Here is a 19745-nt window from a genome sequence, read left to right as displayed (position 1 = left end):
TCAGGACTCCTGTGCGTCGTAGGTCTGGAAGTCGTCGAGGAACCGGCCGAGCAACCTCGTGAGGGTCTGCCGGTCGGCCGGGTCCCAGGCTCCGAGCACCTTCGCGATCAGCCGGGCCCGCCGGCGTCGTTCGGCCTCCATCACGCGGACGCCCTCGTCGGTGGCGGCGAGCAGCGAGGCGCGGCCGTCGGCCGGGTCGGCGCGGCGCTCCACGAGACCGGCCTTCACCAGGCCGGAGACCTGACGGCTGATCGTCGAGGGGTCGGAGTGGAACGTCGCCGCGATCTCGGTCGCCCGCTGCGCGCCGCCGAAGTGCAGGTGGGCCAGCACGTGGTAGGCGGCCATGTCGACGATCGTCTCCGGGCGGTGCCGCTCGGCCGAGCGCTTGACCTGCCGGATCAGCAGGAACAGCTCGCGGACGACGGCGTCGGCGAGCTCGAGTTCGGCCTCGTCGGGCTCGGTCGTGGCGGGCTCGGCGGTGCTCATCGCGGCCCTCTCGATCATGCGTGTATCACGCAACTAGTTGGTCGATGCAAGTATGCTCCGGTGCGCGGAGCACGGCAACGGCGGGTGGTGCGCACCGGCCGCCTGGCCTCGGGCGTCACCGGGTGCGATCACCCGGCTGCGGCCGGTACGGCCCGCGCGCACTAGCCTCGCGGTGATCCGTCTCGCTCCCCGGGAGGACCGTCTGTGCGCACCTCGCCCCTGACCGGTGTCGCCCTGCTCGTCACGGCCGGTGCGTTGCTCGCGGGCTGCGCCCAGCCCGGCCAGCTCGGCCACGAGGCCGCGACCACGCCGCCGTCCTCGACGTCGACCGGACCGGCTCCCGGGTCGCCGGGCGCCGCGGACACCGACCCGGGAACGCCCGCGCCGCCGCCCGGCGGGGCCACCGATGCACCGGGTGCGCCCGCGCCGCCCGGCGGGGCACCGGGGGCGCCGGGTGATCCCGCGTCGCCGGCCGGGCCGGGTGATCCTGCCGTGCCTCCGGGGGCGGGCGCACCACCTGCCGTGCCTCCGGGGGCGGGCGGACCCGGCGCCCCGGCCGACCCCGCGGCACCCGCCGCCACCCCGGGCGCCCCCGGCGCACCGGCGCCTGCGGACGGCGCCGGGCCCGGCGGCCCGGGCGTCCCTCCACCGGTCGCCCAGGCCGGGTCGGACGCCCGGGGATCCCTGGACCGGCCCGTCGACATCCGGACCCCCGGCCCGGCGGAGCTGCTCGTGCGCACCGAGGTGCTGCAGCCCGGCCAGGCGACCGGCTGGGTCCGCCACCCCGGGACGGTGACCTCCGCGGTGCGTTCCGGCACCGTCACCGTGCAGCGGGCCGGTGGCTGCGAGCCACAGGGCTTCGGCAGCGGGCAGGCGTTCTTCCTCGGCGACGGCGAGCCGAACCTGCTGCGCAACGACGGGCCGGACCCGGTCGTCCTCACCCGGTCGGAGCTGCTCGCCCCCGGCGCCCCCGAGCGGGAACCCACCACCCCGGCCTGCTGACCGGCCGCTCACCGGACCCGGCCCCGTGCTCGCGGGACCGGGTGAGCGGTCCCGGGACCGGTGAGCGTGCGCGACGGCGCGGCGGCCGAGGCGCGGGCCCCGCCCCGCGCGGAGACTCGGTTCTGTCGGTGCGCTGTGGGAACATCGACGGCGGCACGGGGCAGGGAGCGGAAACCTTGGGGACGAAGACGGTCATCGCGGCGGACTACCGCGAGTGGCAGGTGCAGCGGCGGATCGAGTGGACCACACCCGCGGTGGGCGACGAGTTCGAGCACGACGTCGACGCCGGTAGCGGCGCGGTCGTGCTGATCCTGTCCGCGCTCGCGTTCTTCTGGCTGATGCTGCTGATCTGGGCGCCCGACCAGGTGGTCTTCCCCTGGTTCTACTGGGTGGTCGTGGTCATCGGCCTCGGGTTCTTCCCGGTCCGCTGGCTGTTGCGGCGGCCGTTCACGATCACCGCGAAGACCCAGGGCGGGTACGACCTCCCGCCGGAGAAGTGGACCGGCATGGTCCGCGGGCTCGCCACCGCGAGGGAGGAGACCCGGGTGGTGATCCGGAGCCTGAAGAACCGGTCGACTCCCGGGCACGCGGACAGCCCGCTGCAGCCGATCAACTAGGAGTCCCGGTGCCGGAACTGCCCGAGGTGGAGGCCCTCGCCCATCACCTGCGCGAGCACGCCGTGTACCGCCCGGTGGCCCGGGTGGACCTGGCGTCGATGAGCGCGTTGAAGACCCATCAGCCGCCGGTGTCGGCGCTGGTCGGGCGGGTGGTGACCGGCGCGTCCCGGTACGGCAAGTTCCTGTCCGTCGACTTCGCCGACCGCCCGGACGAGCCGACGCTGCACCTGGTCACCCACCTGTCCCGGGCCGGCTGGCTGCGCTGGCACGCGACGGCGAGCGCCACCCCGCCGAAGCCCGGTCGGGGTCCGCTGCAGCTGCGGGTCCATCTCGACGCCGTCGGCGGCCCGGGCTTCGACCTCACCGAGGCCGGCACCCAGAAGCGGCTCGCCGTGTACCTGGTGGACGACCCCGCGCAGGTGCCGGGCATCGCCAAGCTCGGGCCGGACGCGCTGGAGCTGACCCGCGACGACCTGGACGGCATCCTCGACGGCGACACCCGCCGGCTGAAGACGCTGATCACCGACCAGGCGACGATCGCCGGGATCGGCAACGCCTACTCCGACGAGATCCTGCACACGGCGCGGCTCTCGCCCTACGCCACCGCGGCCCGGCTGGGCGACGCGCAGCGGGCCGCGCTGTTCGAGGCCGTCCACGCGGTGCTCGCCGACGCCGTTACGCGGTCGGTCGGCCAGGGCGCCGCCGAGCTCAAGGGCGAGAAGCGGTCGGGGCTGCGGGTGCACGCCCGCACCGGGCTGCCGTGTCCGGTCTGCGGCGACACCGTCCGGGAGGTCTCGTTCGCCGAGAGATCGTTCCAGTACTGTCCGACCTGCCAGACCGGCGGCAAGCCGCTCGCCGACCGCAGGCTGTCCCGGTTGGTGAGGTAGGTGCACGTGGTGTCGGGGGGCAGCGCTGTGAGGACCGCGGTTCCCGCCGTCGTCGACGGTCCGGCGGGGATCTCGCCGTCGCTGGTCCTGCTGCTGGCGATCGCGGGCGTGGTGCTGGCGGGGACGGTCTTCGTCTTCCTGTGGCAGCGCAACCGCCGCAACAACATGGTGTCGCCGCTGGCCAAGGCGACGTTCTCGGCCCTGCACACGGTGGCGCTCGCGGCGCCGGTGCTGCGGGAGGGGCTGTCGTCGCGCTCGGCGTCGCAGGCGCTGCCGTACCTGCGTCAGCTGCTGGAGACCACCGCGATGGCGATGACCGACGCCCGCGGCACCGTCCTGGGCTGGGACGGGACCGCCGACCAGCACCAGCAGGACGTCCAGACGCTCGCCGACCGGGTCGTCTCCACCGGTCGCATGGAGCTGATGAGCCACACCTCCATCAAGTGCAACCAGCCCGGGTGCGAGGTGCGGGGCATCGTCGTCGTCCCGCTGGAGAGCGACGGCAACATCATCGGCACGCTGGCGGCGCTCACCCCGACGACCGCGGGGCCGCCCGTCCTGCGGGCCACCGGCGAGGTCGCCCGGTACGTGTCCAGCCAGCTGGAGCTCGCCGAGCTCGACGACTCCCGGGCCCGGCTGAACCGGGCCGAGGTCCGCGCGCTGCGGGCGCAGATCTCCCCGCACTTCGTCTACAACGCGCTGACCACGATCGCGTCGTTCATCCGCACCGACCCGGCACGGGCCCGCGAGCTGCTGATCGAGTTCGCGGACTTCACCCGGTACTCGTTCCGCTCGGCGGGCGAGTACACGACGCTGACCGACGAGCTCGACAACATCCAGCGCTACGTGCAGCTGGAGAAGGCCCGGTTCGGCAACCGGCTCAACATCCGGCTCCAGATCGACGACGAGATCAAGAACGTCGTGCTCCCGTTCCTCGCGCTGCAGCCGCTGGTGGAGAACGCCGTCCGGCACGGCCTGTCCGGGAAGCCGAACGGGGGCACCGTGACGATCCGGGCGGAGAACGCCGGGTCCGAGTGCGTGATCGTCGTGGAGGACGACGGCGTCGGCATGGACCCGGCCCGGCTCAACGAGGACCTCGACGACGCCCACCTGTCCGGTGCCCACGTCGGGCTGGGCAACGTCGACGACCGGATGCGCTCGGCGTTCGGGGACAACTTCGGTCTCGTCGTCGACACCAACATCGGCGCCGGAATGAAGATCACCCTGCGGGTGCCCAAGTTCCGTGCCGGGATCCGGGCCTGACCCACCCGGCACTGCTCCACCCGGCTGACATGGGCGGACACCTGCTGTGCCGACCCGGTCACAGCTCGTCACGCTGCGCTCGCGCGTACGGTGGTGTCGCATGGACGTCCTGCGCATTCCCGCCGCGGTGACCTCGCGGCTGCCCGGCAAGCTCGGTGAGACCGTCGCCGCCGTCGGCACTCCCGTGGTGTCGGTCGTACGCCTGCAGGGTGTGATCAGCGCGCAGGCCGCGCCGGTGCCCCGGCACGTTGTCAACGCGTCTGCGCTGGACAAGGTGCTGGAGCGCGCGTTCGCGCCCGACCGGCTGGCCGCCGTCGCCCTCGTGATCAACTCGCCGGGCGGGTCGCCGACCCAGTCCCAGCTGATCGCCGACCGGATCCGCGGCCTGGCCGGGGAGAAGGGCGTACCGGTGCTGGCGTTCTGCGAGGACGTCGCCGCCTCCGGCGGGTACTGGCTGGCCTGCGCCGCCGACGAGATCTACGCCTGCACCACCTCGATCGTCGGCTCGATCGGTGTGATCAGTGCCGGGTTCGGGCTGGACGGGCTGATCGAGAAGTGGGGCGTGACCCGGCGGCTGCACACCGCGGGCGGGGCGAAATCCCGGCTGGACCCCTTCCTCCCGGAGAAGGAGGAGGACGTCGCCTGGCTCACCGACCTGCAGGAACAGCTGCACGAGCGGTTCGTCGGCTGGGTGCGCGAACGCCGCGGTGACCGGCTCGCCACCGGGGCCGAGCTGTTCGACGGCGAGGTCTGGCTGGGTGAGCGGGCCCGCGAGCTGGGCCTGGTCGACGGGATCGGGACCGCCCAGGACGTCCTCGCCGAGCGGTTCCCGGACGCCGAGCGCCACCCCGTCGAGCAGCGCAAGCCGCTGCTGGCCCGGCTGGGTGCCGGCGGCGCGGCCCGGGCTCACCCGTTCGGTGACGCCGCGGATCTGGCGTTCGAGCTGATGTCGGCGGCCGAGGCGAGGGCGGCCTGGGCCCGGTACGGGCTGTGACCCGGTCGACGGCCGCGCGGGGCCCGGGGCTCCCCGGCGTGTCCGGACGGTCACCGATCCGGTTCGTGCCCTGGCATCCGGCGCGTTCGCACGTCACCATGGTCGCGGCGTCGGGCGATCATCGATGGCCCGGCCCCGGCCCGGAAGCAGGATGAGGAGATCGTGGACAGCAACGACACCACTCGGGGACTGGTCGTGCTCGCGGTGGACGACGAGCAGCCCGCGCTCGAGGAGATGGCATTCCTGCTCGACGAGGACCCGCGCGTGGCGACCGTCCTGAAGGCCGGTGAGTCCACCGAGGCGTTGCGGATCCTGAACGGACGCCGGGCCGGCGCACCCGCCGGGGGCCCGGCCGGTCCCGGCGGCGGCGCGGACGTCGCCGAGCAGACCGACATCGACGCCGTCTTCCTCGACATCCGGATGCCCGGTCTGGACGGCCTGGAACTGGCCCGGGTGCTGAAGAACATGGCCGTGCAGCCGGCGATCGTGTTCGTGACCGCGCACGACGACCGCGCCGTCGACGCCTACGACGTCGGCGCCATCGACTACCTGCTCAAGCCGCTGCGCACCGAGCGGCTCTCCGCCGCGCTGGACCGCATCCTCGCGACCCGCCGCGCCGGCCCCGCCGAACCGGTCCGCGACGAGTCCGGCGGGGACGACGAGGTGATCCCGGTCGAGCTGGCGGGCACCACGAAGCTCGTCCCACGGTCGGCGGTGCGCTACGTCGAGGCCCAGGGCGACTACGCCCGGTTGCACACCACGGAGGGCAGCCACCTCGTCCGGATCCCGCTGTCGGTGCTGGAGGACCGCTGGCGCGACGCCGGTTTCGTCCGGATCCACCGGTCGTTCCTGGTGGCGCTGCCGCTGGTGACGGAGCTACGGCTGGCCGGATCCGGCTACGTCGTCCGGATCGGGTCCGGGCCGGAGACCGCCGAGCTCCCGGTCAGCCGCCGGCACACCCGTGAGCTGAAGGACCGCCTCGTCCGCGCGACCAAGCAGGCGTGGAGCCAGAGGTGAGCAGGCCCGCCGGCGGCGTCCAGCCGTCGGTGCGCCCGGCGTCCGGCGGTGCGCCGGACGACGACGGGCCCGCTTCCCGCCGCGGCGGCGATGCGCGGCGCGGCGACGAGCCCCGGCCGAACGGCCGCGCACCGGTGAACGGTGCCGCACCCGCCGGGGCGCAGCACGGAACCACCGCGACGAACGGCTCGGCCCGCCCCGCCGGGAGCTCCGAGGAGCCGGCCCGGCATGCCGACGGTGCGGCGAACGGGCACGATCCGCAGGACGGTGTGCCCGGCCCGGTCCCACCGCGCCCGCGCAGCCCGAACTTCTCGGGCGGGCACCCGCGCCCCGCCACCCCGCCGACGCCGGCCGGTCCGCACGGCGGCCGGTCGGCGGTGCCCGGCTCCGGGGCCGCGGAGGACGGTGGGTCCGTGACCGGTGCCGGGTCTGCACAGGACGGCGGGCCGGCGGCCGGCTCCGGGTCCACGGAGGACCCGCCCGGCCCGCCGCGAGATGCACGTTCGGGCCCCGCCGAGGGCGACATCGTGCCCGCCGACCCGCCCGGTACCACGCGAGAAGCACGTTCCGGCCCTGCCCGGGGCGGAACCGTGCCCCCCGATCCCACGCCGGCGGAGCGCAGCACCGGCCGGGCCGGACGCCGGGCCCGGCGGGACGACGACGCCGGCGGCAGTGGCTCCGACTGGCTCCAGCAGGAGATCGCCCGCCGGATCGCGGGCCGGTCCGGGGAGTCCGGCCGGCACGCCCGCGTCGAGCCCGCCGAGGGCACCGCGCCGAGCGACACCGCGCCCACCGGCGCCACGCCCCCCTCCACCTCCGACGGCCCGGCCGCGCCCGCGGACCGTGCCGTCGCCGCCGGACACACGGCCGACGAGGACGACGACGCCGACGGCCAGGTCTGGCCGCGCCACCCCCGGCCACGGCCCGGCGGTCCACGCCCCCGCCCGGCCTTCGAGCCCGACCCGTACGCCCCGGAGGGGGTGCGGCCGGGCCCCACCGACAGCGGCAAGGAATGGCCGCCCGTCACCGGCGGCTCGGGCCTGCCCCGGCGGGTGCCGGGGGCCACGTCGTCGTCCTGGGCACGCCGCTGGTCGCCGGATCCCGACGCCCTCCACGCCGGCGCCGCCACCACGGAGAGCGAGGCGGGCGAGCACACCGAGACCCGCCCGGTCCCGACCCGGTGGACCACCACCGGCCGGCGCGGCACACCGGCCCCGCCCGCGCCGGACGACGAGGAGGTCGTCTCGATCCCCGGGCCGGCCGCGGTGCCGGGCCCGCACCCGGTGATCGACCGGGACCTCGACGAGGACGACGAGTTCGCCGACCTGGACGACCCCGAGGACGAGACCGCGGTCGAGCGCACCGAGGTCATCTGGCGTGCGCCCGGCCTGGACGCCCCGGTCGGCCCGGCGCCGTCCCCGGCGGACGACGCGGAGGCGTCCGGGGACATGGCCGTCTCCGAGCCCGAGCCCTACACCGGTGCCCTGCCCCGCCGGTTCGCGGCCGCCCCCACCGACGCCCCGGCCGCCGCCGGACCGGACGAGGCGGCGGACGGCCCCGGTCCCGGCCGCGTGCGCATCGTGCTGTCCGAGCGCCGCTCGACCACCCACTCGTCGCGCGGCCTGTCCGACGTGCAGGACCCGGGGGCCGTCGGCACCCTGCTGCGCAACTCGCTGGTCCGCACCCAGCTCCTGCTCGCGCTGCGGGTGAGCCTGGTCGCGCTGTTCGGCCTGGGGATGCTCCCGGCGCTGTTCATGGCGGTGCCCGCGCTCGGCGCGATCGAGATCCTGGGTATCCGGCTGACCTGGCTGGTGCTCGGGCTGCTCGTCTACCCGTTCCTGCTGGGCCTGGGATGGTGGTACGTCCGGTCGGCCGAGGCGGCCGAGCAGGAGTTCGCGGAGGACGTGACCGATCGATGAGCGCGACCGCGATCGTCTCGCTGATCGCGATCCTCCTGGTCGCCGTGGTGTCCGCGGTGATCGGTTCGATCGGGCACCGCACCCGTCTCACGTCGGACTTCCTGGTCGCCTCGCGGTCGGTGCCGTCCCGGCTCAACGCGGGCGCGATCTCCGGCGAGTACCTGTCCGCGGCGTCGTTCCTCGGCATCGCCGGCCTGATCCTCGTCCAGGGCGTCGACGCGCTCTGGTACGCCGTCGGCTACACCGCCGGTTACCTGTTGCTGCTGCTGTTCGTGGCCGCCCCGCTGCGCCGCTCGGGCGCCTACACGGTCCCGGACTTCGCCGACGCCCGGCTCGCCTCACCAGCACTGCGGCGGGTGTGCACGGTCATCGTCATCGTCATCTGCTGGCTCTACCTGCTCCCGCAGATCCAGGGTGCCGGGCTGACCCTGGGCATCGTCACCGGCCTGCCGGACTGGATCGGCGCCGCGGTCGCGGGCGTCGCCGTGCTGGCCACGGTCGCGCTCGGCGGCATGCGGTCGGTGACGTTCGTGCAGGCGTTCCAGTACTGGTTCAAGCTCTCCGCGCTGGCCGTTCCGGTGATCATCGGTCTCGCGGTGTGGTTCGGTGACGGCGCCTCGTTCGCCCGGGCCAACGAGCCGCCGGCGTTCCGGGAGCCGACCACGGTCTCGGTGACCACGCCGGTCACCCTGGACGTGCGGCTTCCGGTCGACGTCACCGCGCACGGCACCGTCGACGGGCAGCGGGTCGACGGCCCGCTCCGGTGGGACGCCGGGTCGTCGCACGAGATCGCGGAAGGCACCCGGCTGGGCTTCGCCGCGGGCGAACCCGTACCCGTCACCAGCGGTGCCCCCGCCGACGACGAGAGCTGGCTGCGTCCGTTCAGCGGGGCCGAGGAGCACCAGCTCCTCGCCACGTACTCGCTGATCCTGGCGACCTTCCTCGGCACCATGGGCCTGCCGCACGTGCTCGGCCGCTTCTACACGAACTCCGACGGGCGCGCGGCGCGGCGCACCGCCGCCGTCGTCGTCGGGATGCTCGGCGGCTTCTACATCCTGGTGACGCTGATGGGCGTGCTGTCCCGGGTGTACACGCCGCAGCTGCTGGTCACCGGTCGCAGCGACGCCGCCGTGCTGCTGCTGCCGACGGCCATCCTGGGCAGCGGGCTGCTCGGGACGCTCGTCGGCGCGCTGGTGGCGGCCGGTGCGTGGGCGGCGTTCCTGTCGACGGCGTCCGGCCTGCTGGTGAGCCTCGCCAGCGTCGTGTCCACCGACGTGCTGCCCCGGAAGAGCCTGATGACCCGGCGGTTCCCGGTGGCCACGGTGCTGGCCGGGATCCCGCCCACGGTCGTCGCGCTCGCCCCCACCGGGCTGAACTTCGCCGAGGCGGTGGCGCTGGTGTTCGCGGTCGCGGCGTCCACCTTCTGCCCGCTGCTGGTCCTGGGGATCTGGTGGCGCGGGCTCACCGACGTCGGCGCGATCGCGGGCGTCATCGTCGGCGGGGTGGTCTCGGCCGGGGCCGTCGTCGCCGCGCTCGCCGGTCTCAGCGCGGTCCTGCCGGGCGGCACCGACGGCTGGGTCGAGGTCCTGCTCTACCGGCCGGCGATCGTCAGCGTGCCGCTGGCGTTCCTGACGATGGTCGCCGTCTCCCGGTTCACCCGGGCGCGCCGCCCCGCGGACGCCGGCCAGGTGCTCCTGCGACTGCACGCACCCGAACGACTGGGCCTGATGCGTGACCGATTGGACGACCGGAGCTGACCGGCATCGCCGTACCGCTACGTACGGTGACCAGATCGGCGCGCTGATTGCTCCGGATCGGGGTTCTTCGCCTGCTCCCGGCCCGACGACGTCGCCGGTCCCGACGGCGCTCGTTGTTCCCGGGGAAGAGTTCCCCCGCAGGGCGCGGTGTCGCGCGCCCCGGCTCCCCACCAGCACGACGTGAAAGGACCGGTGAACAGCGCCATGAGCCCCGACGCCGAGCGCTCGACCGGCACCATCTACGAACAGGTCCAGGCGAGTCCGGAGTTCCAGGCGTTCCGTGTCCGGCTGCGCCGCTACGTCTTCCCCATGACGGTGATCTTCCTGTCCTGGTACCTGGCCTACGTGGGGCTCGCGACCTACGCGCCCGGGTTCATGTCGACCCGGGTCGCCGGGACGATCACCGTGGGCCTGCTCGTCGGCATCGGTCAGTTCGTGAGCACGTTCCTGATCACGACCCTGTACGTGCGGTTCGCCGAGCGTGAGCTCGACGGCCCGGCCGCCGAGCTGCGTGCCCGGGTCGAGGCCGCCCAGGAGGTGCGCGCATGACCACCGTCCTCGCGCAGGCCGAGTCGGTCGGCAGCCTCACCGCGAACGTCGGCTTCTTCCTGCTGTTCGTGATCGTGACGTTGATGATCGTGCTCCGGGTCAGCCGCACGAACGCGACCCGTGCCGACTACTACACGGGCGGGCACGCCTTCACCGGGCCGCAGAACGGAACCGCGATCGCCGGTGACTTCCTGTCCGCGGCGTCGTTCCTCGGGATCGCCGGGGCGATCGCCCTCTACGGCTACGACGGGTTCCTGTACTCGATCGGCTTCCTCGTCGGCTGGCTGATGGCCCTGCTGCTGGTCGCCGAGCTGCTGCGGAACACCGGCCGGTTCACGATGGGCGACGTGCTGGCGTTCCGCATGCGCCAGCGCCCGGTGCGCGCCGCCGCGGCGACGTCGACCCTGGTCGTCTCGCTGTTCTACCTGATCGCGCAGATGGCGGGTGCCGGCGGCCTGATCTCGCTGCTGCTGCAGATCCCGAAGGACGACGCGTTCTCCCAGGCGATGGTGATCGTCGTCGTGGGCGCCCTGATGATCGTCTACGTGCTGTTCGGCGGCATGAAGGGCACCACCTGGGTGCAGATCATCAAGGCCGGGCTGCTGCTCGTCGGCGCCGCGGTGCTGACCACCTGGGTGCTCGGCCGGTACGGGTTCAACCTCTCGGCGGTGCTGGAGCGCGCGACGGAGAACTCCGCGCACGGTGCGGCCATCCTCGGGCCCGGCCTGCAGTTCACCAACAAGGTCGACTTCGTCTCGCTCGGGCTCGCCCTGGTGCTGGGCACGGCGGGGCTGCCGCACATCCTGATGCGCTTCTACACCGTGCCGTCGGCCAGGGAGGCCCGCCGCTCGGTGGTCTGGGCGATCTGGCTGATCGGGATCTTCTACCTGTTCACGCTGGTCCTGGGCTACGGCGCGACGGCGCTGCTGCCACCGGGAACGATCACCCGGGAGAACCAGAACGACGCCGCGCCGCTGCTCGCGTACGCGCTCGGCGGCGAGCTCATGCTGGGCCTCATCTCGGCGGTCGCGTTCGCGACGATCCTCGCCGTCGTCGCCGGGCTGACGATCACCGCGTCGGCCTCCTTCGCGCACGACGTCTACGCGAACGTGCTGCGCCGCGGGACGGCCTCCCCGGACTCCGAGGTGCGGGTCGCGCGGACGACGGCGCTGGTCATCGGCCTCGTCGCGATCATCGGTGGGATCGTGGCGAACGGCCAGAACGTCGCGTTCCTGGTCGCGCTGGCGTTCGCCGTCGCCGCATCGGCGAACCTGCCGACGATCCTGTTCTCGCTGTTCTGGAAGCGGTTCAACACGACCGGCGCGCTGTGCAGCATCTACGGCGGGGTGCTGATCTGCGTGGTGCTGATCGTGGTGTCGCCCGCGGTGTCCGGCTCGCCGTCGGCGATGATCCCGAGCGCCGACTTCGCGATCTTCCCGCTGTCCAACCCGGGCCTGGTGTCGATCCCCGCGTCGTTCCTGCTGGGGATCGTCGGCACGATCGCCGGCGGCCGGGACCGGTTCGACGCCGCCCGGCACGCCGAGATGGAGGTCCGCTCGCTGACCGGTGCCGGTGCCGTGCGCGCCACCACACCGCCGAAGGAGCAGCCCCGGCCGGCCGCGGTCCCGGCCGCCACGCCGGCAGCACACCCGGTCACGGCCGGGGTGGGCGACCAGCCGCGGCGGCCCGCGCCCGCCGTCGGGAGCGACGGCGCCCGACGTCCGGGCGCGGAGCTGTTCGGGAACACCGGCCTGACCGGAACCCAGCCCGCGGTCCGGCCGTCCGGGTATCCGGTGCGGCCCGGCCGGCGGCAGGGCACGGGCGGGTACCGGCCCGTGCACGCCACCGGCGGCTACCGGGCCGCACCGCCGGAGGACCCGAACGAGGTGACGCTCCCGCACGGATCGCTGCCTCGCGACGGCCGGCGGGAGTGACGGCGGGCGGGCGCTCTCACCGGGGGTTGACGGTGTCGCGTGGCAGGATGGCGCCATGTCCGACCAGGTGCCGACCGTGCGCGTGCCCGACCTGCCCGCCGACGCCCCGCTGCTGGATGTCCGCGAGCCCGACGAATGGACCGCCGGGCACGCCCCGACCGCCCGTCACCTGCCGATGTCCGAGCTGCCGGGCCGGATGTCCGAGCTGCCCGCCGACGACCCGCTCTACGTCGTCTGCCGCTCCGGGGGCCGCTCGGCGCGGGTGGTGGCCTACCTGGCCCAGCAGGGCTACCCGGCGGTCAACGTCGCCGGCGGCATGCAGGACTGGGCGGCCGCCGGCCGCGACGTGATCACCGACGACGGCAGCGCGCCCCGGATCGCCTGAGGCCCCGCCGTGCCGCCCGGACCCGCGCTGCCGCCGTGCCCGCGCTGCGGGCGCCAGGCGCCGCCGGGCAGCGGTGTGTTCTGCCCGTGGTGCGGCCGCTACCTCGCGGCCCTGGAGTGGGTGGCCACACCCCCCGGGCCCGGCACCGCCGCGCAGCCGCGCCCGCCCGGCGGGCCGGTGCGCTACGCCGGCCCGCCCCGCTACCGCTCCGTGCCCCGGTGGGGGCTGCCGGTGGGGCCGTGGCGGGCGCCGTCGCAGTTCCCGGATGCGATCAGCCGGCGCTACTCGCTCGCGGACGACGGCCCGGGCCCGCCGCTCGAGCGGGCCCGCGCGCTGGCCGGGCAGCTGATCCCGGTGCTGTGGGTGGTCGTCGTCATGAGCGCGGTCGCCGCGGCTGCCGAGGTGTGGCGGTACGGCCTGCTGCTGGTCAGCCGGTCGGACGCGCTGTCGCCGGTGGCGGTGGGCTGGTCGGACGCGGCGGTCTGGTTCGGCGGCTGGTCCTCGGTCGCGGCCCAGGTGGCGGCCGGGGTGCTGACGATCTCGTGGAGCATCTGGGCCCACCGGGCCGCGGCGGCCCGGTCGGGGACGCGACCGTGGCGCAGCCGGCGGCGGATCGTCGCCGGCTGGCTGGTGCCCGGGTGGAACCTGGTCGCGCCCGGATCGCTGCTGGCCGAGACCGAGCACGCCGCGCTCGAGCTTCCCCCGGAGCGCCGGCCCGCGCCGTCGCGCGGGCTGCTGATCTGGTGGGGCCTGTGGGTCGCCTCGGTGCTCCTGGCGGCGCTCTCGCTGGTCTGGCGGTTCCGCACCGGCACCCAGGCCCTCGCCGACGGTGTGGTCCTGCACGCCTGGGCGGACGTGCTCGCCGCCGTCACCGCGTACCGGACGATCCGCGTCGTCCGCTGGATCACCGTTCTGCTGGAGCCGGATCCACCGGGTCCGCGGGAGCTGCTGGTGCGGGTGGCGGCACCCGGGGCGCCGGCAGCATCGCCGCCGGCGGCACCGCCGGGCCCGGACGCGCCCGGTCCTGCGGAGGCGGCGCCGGCACACCGGTGACGGCGGCCTGCGGCTCGGTCCGCTCGACGTCCCGCTCGGTGTTCCGATCCACGCCGCCGGACGGGAGCGCGGCCGGCACCGACGGCCCACCGCCCGCCGACCACCCGTGCGGAGTGGCGGTGTGCGGTGGCGTGGCACCCGTGGCGGGTCCGGCCGGCCACGGGCCGGGTGGTCGATCCGGCGTCTCCCGGGGCGGCTGTCGACCGGCCGGTCCGGGCAGCGCCCAGCCGGCCGTGCCGGGCCGGACGGCGGTCGACGGCCCGGCCGTCAACGCCTCCTCGGACACCGCGCGGAGCCGCTTGCGGACCCGCGCCAGTGCCCGGTCCGACCCGCGGACGACGACCGACAGGACCAGCCCGCCGCCGTGCGGGTCCGGGACGGTCTGCAGCAGGTGCCGGTCCGGCCCGGCCTCGAGAACGAGCCCGAGCACCCCGCCGCAGCCGGGCGCCAGTGCGAGGCCGATCCGGACCAGCTCGGCGTGTGCGGCGCCCCGGACCTCGTCACGGTGGTCGTGCTCGGCGGCCCGGCCCCGCCCGGAGCGGCCCGCCGCGGTGTCCGGGCCGCAGACGTCGAGCACCATGCCGCTGTCGACGTCGATCAGCGCCGCGGAGCGGATCCTGGCGTCGCCGAGCAGCGGACCGAGCACCGCGGAGAGACCGTCGGTGCGGACCGAGACGGCGTGCCGGTGACGTGCCATGTGGTGGTCCGGTCCGCTCCGATCAGCGCTGCTGGGCGGGGTAGAACGCCTGGCCGGCCTGCGGGGCCGCCTGCGGCGAGGTCATGGCGAACTGCTGCTCGATGACGCGCAGGTCGCGGCGGGCCATCGCCAGGTTGGCCTGGGCGCGGTTGAGCACGAGGTAGAAGAACAGCTGCTCGTCGGTGCCCCGGATGATCCGGATCAGGTGGTACTGGGAATCGAGCGTGATCAGGATGTCCTCGATGGACTCACGCAGGCCCAGCTTCTGCATGACCTCGAGCTTGGTACGCACGACCTCGGAGTTGCCGGGCGCGGCGACGTCGAGGTCGAACTCCGGGCTGCCACCGCGGGAGCCGAGCGTCATGCCGCTGTCGAAGTCGACGACCGCGACCGCGAACGCGCCCTTGATGTTGGCGGCCATGTCCAGCGAACGATCGATGTTGTTCATTGTTGCCTCCGCGCGGCACGCACCGCGCGCCGTGTTCGTCCGAATGGGGGAGCTGCGCTCGTGCCCATTCCGGTGGGGAGCCGGAAAGGGTTCTCCGCGGATTTCCGGGGAGAGCGCCCACGATAACCACGCCCGTGGAATCGTCAACTCCCGGCCGTGGGGTATTCGTCCAGCCGGCGTAGTCCGGCGAGGATCCGGGCCATCGTCCGGAGATCGTCGGCCCAGCGCCCACCGGGCTGGCCGGGTGGTGCGGACAGCGGGACGGCCGGTACCTCGCCCGTCGCGCCGGACGGGCTCGTGCTCGGGGCGACGGCGGACGGTGGCGCCCCGCCCGGACCGGCCTCCCGGCGGGGGAGCGGGACGGCGGGCGCCCGATCCGCCGCCGACCGGCCGGCCGGCTCCGGGGTCTCCCCAGGCCGGCGCGGGTGTGGAACGGGGACCTGGTCATCGGTGGGCAGGGCGAGCAGGGCGCGGCGGGCCAGCGCGAGGTTGCCGCGGACGCGATCCACCTGCAGGTAGGCGAGCATTGTCGTGCCGTCCCGGCGCAGGGTGCGGACCAGGTGGTAGGTGGCACCGGTGGTGATCACGCCGTCCTGGAACCCGATGCCGGCCGCACCCGGCCCGAGCTCGGCCGCGCCCCAGCCGAGCACGGCGGCGGCCTCGTCGGGGACCGCGCCCGCCGGGTCGCCGGGGCCCGCCCGGCCGTGGGCGGCGACGACCGCGCCGGTGGCCGGGTCGGCCAGGCACGTGTAGCGCACGCCGGGCGCGTCCAGGACGCCGCGAAGCACCTCCGACCACGATTCCACCCGCGCGATTCCACCATGGATCCCGGTGTGCCGTACCGGCAGCCCGACGATTCGCACCCGATTCCGGTGGAGGGCGGAACGCGGCACCAGAATTGGGCGTACGGCCCTGGGAAATGCGATGTCCGGTCGAGTGGAAATGCGTCCGTTCGGTCTATCTTGTGAGTCGTAGTTCCGCCCAGCCACGCATGACGAAGCGCGGCCTCCGGGACGGGGTCCCGTGGGCGGCGGCGTCCGGCAACCGGAGCAGCAGCGCGCGGAGCACCTCGGCGATCTCCAGCCGGGCCAGCGGCGCGCCGAGGCAGTAGTGCACGCCGGCGCCGAAGCCGAGGTGCGGGTTGGGGGACCGGGTGACGTCCGGCCGGTCGGCGTCCGCGCCGAACGCCGCGGGGTCGCGCCCGGCGGCGCCCAGCAGGGCCCCGATCCGGGTCCCCGCGGGGACCGGGTGTCCGGCGATCGTGGTGTCGCGCATGGCCGTCCGCTCGAACAGCTGCAGCGGCGCGTCGAACCGGATCAACTCCTCGACCGCCGTGGGGATCAGCCCGGGGTCGGCCAGCAGCCGTCGCCACTGATCCGGATGCTCCAGCAGCGCGTACACCCCGTTGCCGATCACGTTCACCGTCGCCTCGTGCCCGGCCATGAGCAGGAGCGCCGCCGTGCCGACGAGCTCGTCGTCCGAGATGCTCCTCGCCGCCTCCCGCACGGCGAGGAGGTCGGCGACCAGGTCGCTCCCGCTCGTGGGGATCGCGGTGGTGCCGCTGGCGCGGCGCTCGGCGACCAGGTCGCGGAGCATCGCCACGAACTCCGCGGAGGCCCGTTCGGCGGCGCGGCGACCGTCCTCGCCCGGGTCGGGCTCGTACATCCGGACGATCGCGTCCGACCAGTCCCGCAGCGGCGCCCGCCGGTCCTCCGGCACCCCGAGCAGGTCGGCGATCACGGCGACCGGCAGCGGCTCCGCGACCAGCTCGACCAGGTCCGCCGGCTCGCCGTCGTGCACCCGGCGGACCAGCTCGCCGACGAGGTGCTCGGCCCGGGCGCGGACCAGCGGGGCGAGCCGCTCGGTGTGCCCGCGGGCGAACGCCGAGGCGACCAGGCGGCGGAGCCGGGTGTGCGGCTCGCCCTCCCGTTCCAGCAGCGAGTTGTGGTGGAGCAGGTTGAACGCCGCGAGCTCGGACGACGGCTCGGCGTCGGCCCAGATCCGGCCCAGGCCGCGGTCGCGCAGCACCGCCGAGCAGGCCGCGTGCGTCACCGCGACCGGCAGGCCCAGACCGGGGTGGTGGTGCACCGGGCCGGCGGCCCGCAGCTCGGCGTAGGCGGGATAGGGGTCGGCGAGGAAACCGGGGTCTGCCGGATCGAAGAGGGGCACGACCCGCTACCTTGCCCGGTGATGGGCAAGAAGACGCGCAACCGTGCCACCCGGTCCGAGGGCGACAACCCCCGCCGGCCGTGTCCGTGCGGATCCGGCAAGCGGTACAAGGTCTGCCACGGGGCCGGTGACGATGTCATCGTCATCCGCCCGTTCGAGGGCCTGGCCGCCGAACCGGACCTCGTCGCGATGCGGGAGTTCCTGCCGTCGGCGACGGCCGCGCTGCCGGTCCGCTCGGGTGGTCCGGTGACCCTGGCGTCGGTGCTGCCCGGCGCGTCCGCGGCGATCGTCCGCGACAACGGCGACATCCTGCTCGGGATGCAGGTGCAGACCCGCTCCGGGGACCTGTCCGCCGACCTGGCCGGCGCGCTGGCCTGGGCCCGGTCGGCCGAGCCCGGCTCGTCGCTGCCGGTCGTCGGGCCGGACCGGCGCACCGGGGAGCGGCTGCAGGACGTGCTCGACCCGGAGACGCCGCTCGAGCCGACCGTGCACGCCGACTTCGGCTGGTGGCTGCCCGGGGACACCCCGGACCCGGAGGCGCAGGCGATGCTGGAGCGCGCCAACGCGGTGATCATGCCGACCGAGGCGGTCGCCGCACCGGGCGTGCGCGGGGCGTACTGGGTGGACACGGGCTCGAAGGCGCACGTCCGCTGGGTGCGCACCGAGGACGAGACGGTCCTGATGGGCGCGCTGGCCCGGCTGTCCCACCAGGGTGGGCTGGAGCTGGGGGAGGGGTCCCGCTACGCGGGGTCGTTCCGGGCGCACGGGCTGCTCGTCCCGGTCTGGGACGTGGACCGGGAGATGCACTCGTCGGAGTGGGCGGGCCCCGCCGCGGAGTTCGCGAAGCGCCTCGACGAGGTGCTCGCCGGGCTGGCGGACACGCCGCTCACCGACGCCGAGCACCGGGCCCGCGAGGTGCTCGCCGGAAAGCAGATCACCCTCCGGTAGGGGTCCCGCGGTCCCGGTACCGCCCGTGGAGGGTGGCACCGGGACGGACCGACGGAAGGGTCGCTCAGACGCGGCCGCCGGCGACCGCGGGCGCGGTCGGGTCCGCACCCTCCGACGTCATCTCGCGGGCCACGAAGTCCTCGATGTTGAAGAGGTTGCCCTCGGCCCGCCGGACGATGGTGAGCAGGGTCGACATCGAGGCGACCTCCTCGACCTGCTCCTTGAGGAACCACTGCACGAACTGCTCGCCGAGGTAGTCGCCCTCGTCGCGGGCGGTCCGGGCGAGCGTGGTGATCTGCTCGGTGACCTGCTTCTCCTGGGTCAGCGCGAGCTGCACGACCTCCTCGACGGAGGTGAACTCGTTCTGGACCGCGTCGATGGCCGGGATCGTGGCCGTCAGGTCGTTGTCCAGCTGGTACTGGACCATGCTCATGGCGTGGTTGCGCTCCTCGAGGGCCTGGGCGTAGAAGTGCGCCGCCAGCCGGGGGAGGTCCTGGCCGTCCAGCCAGACGGCCACGGCGAGGTACTGCTGGCTCGCGGTGAGCTCGCTCCGGACCTGGTCGCGGAGCAGGGCGTGGAACTTGGTCTCGTCGGTCATGGCATCGAGGGTAGCCACGTCCAGCGTTTTCTTGAACCATTCCAGACTTGAGTTCGATCTCAGTTGGCGAGGGTTACCTTTCCCCTGGTGAGGGGCGCTTTTCCGGGCTGTCCGGTGTGGCCGGACGAGCGTGGTCCCGGACGGATTCGAGCCTCCACCGCGCCATCCGTCCGGCCCGCGCGCGAGCAGGTCAGAACGGCAGCACGTCCACCAGCAGCGCGTAGCCCACGAACGCCACGACGTCGATCAGCAGGTGGGCCGCGACGAGCGGCCAGAGCCGGCTGGACCGCTGCCAGTAGCGGGCGAACACCACACCCATGACGACGTTCCCGGCGAACGCCCCGACCCCCTGGTAGAGGTGGTAGCACCCGCGCAGCAGGGCGGCGACGAGCGCGGAGCGGTTCTCCGACCAGCCCAGCTGCCGGAACCGGGTGAGCAGGTAGCCGATCATGACGACCTCCTCGGCCCAGGAGTTCGCGGCCGCCGAGACGATCAGCACCGGGATCCGCCACCAGGCGTCGGTGAGGGTGCTCGGTGCGACGTCCGGGGTGATCCCGGCCGCCCGGCCGAGCAGGTACAGCCCGAGCCCGGGGATGCCGATCAGCGCCGCCAGCCCGGCCGCGTGCAGGGTGTCGCGGCCCGGCCGCCGCCGGTCCAGCCCCACCCGGCGCAGCGCGAACCCGGCGCGCAGCAGCAGGTAGGCGGCCAGCGCGCCCCACCCGGCCAGCTGCAGCGCGCGGACCAGCTGGAACGCCAGGTCGATCCAGGTGTCGGTGGACGCCGGTGCGTTCAGCGCCACCTGCTGGTCGGACAGGGGCGCGGGCGCGAGCAGCGCCTCCAGCAGCGACAGCGCGCTGCGGAGCGCGGACAGCCCGAGCGTCACGGTCAGGACGACGGCGATCTCCAGGCCGATCAGCCGTCGTTCCCGGGGGTCGGTGACGGTCGCGGGCTCGGCCGGCCGGTCCGGGGCGAGCCAGCCGCGCAGCGTGGGTCGGCCACCGGTCGTCGTCACGAGGGGGATC

General features: G+C 74.6%; 18 protein-coding genes and 1 pseudogene. 13 read left to right on the top strand and 6 right to left on the bottom strand.

Going from position 1 to position 19745, the window contains the following annotated elements; genetic code table 11:
• Entirely contained in the window at window positions 1-504 is a 504-nt protein-coding gene (locus tag H7X46_RS25635; RefSeq protein WP_186361789.1) for a MarR family winged helix-turn-helix transcriptional regulator, read from the bottom strand.
• A 186-nt stretch (window positions 505-690) separates the two neighbouring features.
• On the opposite strand from H7X46_RS25635, the gene H7X46_RS25630 reads away from it, so the two are divergent.
• The 12 genes and pseudogenes from H7X46_RS25630 (at window position 691) to H7X46_RS30975 (ending at window position 13863) form a co-directional block, all read left to right on the top strand.
• Window positions 691-1488, top strand: a complete 798-nt coding sequence (locus H7X46_RS25630; RefSeq protein WP_186361788.1) for a cupin domain-containing protein — start codon at window positions 691-693, stop codon at window positions 1486-1488.
• 176 nt (window positions 1489-1664) lie between these two features.
• On the top strand, window positions 1665-2105 hold the full coding sequence (locus H7X46_RS25625) for a hypothetical protein (RefSeq protein ID WP_186361787.1): 441 nt from the start codon (window positions 1665-1667) through the stop codon (window positions 2103-2105).
• Between the two features lie 8 nt (window positions 2106-2113).
• Window positions 2114-2992, top strand: coding sequence for an Fpg/Nei family DNA glycosylase (locus H7X46_RS25620; protein ID WP_186361786.1), 879 nt, complete (start codon window positions 2114-2116; stop codon window positions 2990-2992).
• A 27-nt stretch (window positions 2993-3019) separates the two neighbouring features.
• On the top strand, window positions 3020-4255 hold the full coding sequence (locus tag H7X46_RS25615; protein ID WP_370588963.1) for a sensor histidine kinase: 1236 nt from the start codon (window positions 3020-3022) through the stop codon (window positions 4253-4255).
• Between the two features lie 100 nt (window positions 4256-4355).
• Complete coding sequence (locus H7X46_RS25610) at window positions 4356-5249, top strand: S49 family peptidase (RefSeq protein WP_186361785.1); 894 nt, start codon at window positions 4356-4358, stop codon at window positions 5247-5249.
• Between the two features lie 162 nt (window positions 5250-5411).
• Window positions 5412-6266 carry a LytTR family DNA-binding domain-containing protein gene (locus H7X46_RS25605; protein WP_186361784.1) on the top strand — a complete coding sequence of 285 codons (855 nt, stop codon included), beginning with the start codon at window positions 5412-5414 and terminating at the stop codon, window positions 6264-6266.
• Window positions 6263-8185 (top strand): hypothetical protein, encoded by a 1923-nt coding sequence (locus H7X46_RS29200; RefSeq protein ID WP_222131437.1) that lies wholly within the window; start codon window positions 6263-6265, stop codon window positions 8183-8185. Before H7X46_RS25605 ends, H7X46_RS29200 begins: the two co-directional genes overlap by 4 nt.
• Window positions 8182-9942: a cation acetate symporter gene (locus tag H7X46_RS25595; protein WP_186361783.1), complete on the top strand. Its 1761-nt coding sequence runs from the start codon at window positions 8182-8184 to the stop codon at window positions 9940-9942. Before H7X46_RS29200 ends, H7X46_RS25595 begins: the two co-directional genes overlap by 4 nt.
• Window positions 9943-10146: 204 nt before the next feature.
• A complete protein-coding gene (locus tag H7X46_RS25590) occupies window positions 10147-10491 on the top strand; it encodes a DUF485 domain-containing protein (RefSeq protein ID WP_186362909.1) in 345 nt (114 codons plus the stop codon).
• Window positions 10488-12077 (top strand): annotated as a pseudogene (locus tag H7X46_RS25585) (cation acetate symporter); the annotation flags it as partial. The gene H7X46_RS25590 and the pseudogene H7X46_RS25585, both read left to right, overlap by 4 nt.
• A gap of 403 nt (window positions 12078-12480) precedes the next feature.
• Window positions 12481-12810, top strand: a complete 330-nt coding sequence (locus tag H7X46_RS25580; RefSeq protein ID WP_186361781.1) for a rhodanese-like domain-containing protein — start codon at window positions 12481-12483, stop codon at window positions 12808-12810.
• A 9-nt stretch (window positions 12811-12819) separates the two neighbouring features.
• Window positions 12820-13863 carry a DUF4328 domain-containing protein gene (locus H7X46_RS30975; protein ID WP_186361780.1) on the top strand — a complete coding sequence of 348 codons (1044 nt, stop codon included), beginning with the start codon at window positions 12820-12822 and terminating at the stop codon, window positions 13861-13863.
• A gap of 719 nt (window positions 13864-14582) precedes the next feature.
• Here H7X46_RS30975 and H7X46_RS25570 read toward each other — a convergent pair.
• From H7X46_RS25570 to H7X46_RS25560, 3 genes are all read right to left on the bottom strand, one after another.
• Window positions 14583-15008, bottom strand: a complete 426-nt coding sequence (locus H7X46_RS25570) for a hypothetical protein (protein WP_186361779.1) — start codon at window positions 15006-15008, stop codon at window positions 14583-14585.
• A gap of 143 nt (window positions 15009-15151) precedes the next feature.
• Window positions 15152-15814 carry a hypothetical protein gene (locus H7X46_RS25565; RefSeq protein WP_186361778.1) on the bottom strand — a complete coding sequence of 221 codons (663 nt, stop codon included), beginning with the start codon at window positions 15812-15814 and terminating at the stop codon, window positions 15152-15154.
• A 151-nt stretch (window positions 15815-15965) separates the two neighbouring features.
• Window positions 15966-17177, bottom strand: a complete 1212-nt coding sequence (locus tag H7X46_RS25560) for a cytochrome P450 (RefSeq protein ID WP_186361777.1) — start codon at window positions 17175-17177, stop codon at window positions 15966-15968.
• A gap of 21 nt (window positions 17178-17198) precedes the next feature.
• On the opposite strand from H7X46_RS25560, the gene H7X46_RS25555 reads away from it, so the two are divergent.
• The gene (locus H7X46_RS25555; RefSeq protein ID WP_186361776.1) at window positions 17199-18125 is read left to right on the top strand and encodes a DUF5926 family protein; all 927 of its coding nucleotides are present in this window, start codon (window positions 17199-17201) and stop codon (window positions 18123-18125) included.
• 64 nt (window positions 18126-18189) lie between these two features.
• Here the strand turns inward: H7X46_RS25555 and H7X46_RS25550 are convergent, their stop codons facing one another.
• Together H7X46_RS25550 and H7X46_RS25545 are read right to left on the bottom strand one after the other, a co-directional pair.
• Window positions 18190-18723, bottom strand: coding sequence for a ferritin (locus H7X46_RS25550; RefSeq protein ID WP_186361775.1), 534 nt, complete (start codon window positions 18721-18723; stop codon window positions 18190-18192).
• Window positions 18724-18913: 190 nt separating this feature from the next.
• The gene (locus H7X46_RS25545; protein WP_186361774.1) at window positions 18914-19735 is read right to left on the bottom strand and encodes a CPBP family intramembrane glutamic endopeptidase; all 822 of its coding nucleotides are present in this window, start codon (window positions 19733-19735) and stop codon (window positions 18914-18916) included.
• Between the last annotated feature and the right edge of the window lie 10 nt (window positions 19736-19745).

This window comes from Pseudonocardia sp. C8, from assembly GCF_014267175.1.
Classification (GTDB): Bacteria; Actinomycetota; Actinomycetes; order Mycobacteriales; family Pseudonocardiaceae; genus Pseudonocardia.
This window is presented reverse-complemented; position numbering and strand designations above follow the sequence as displayed.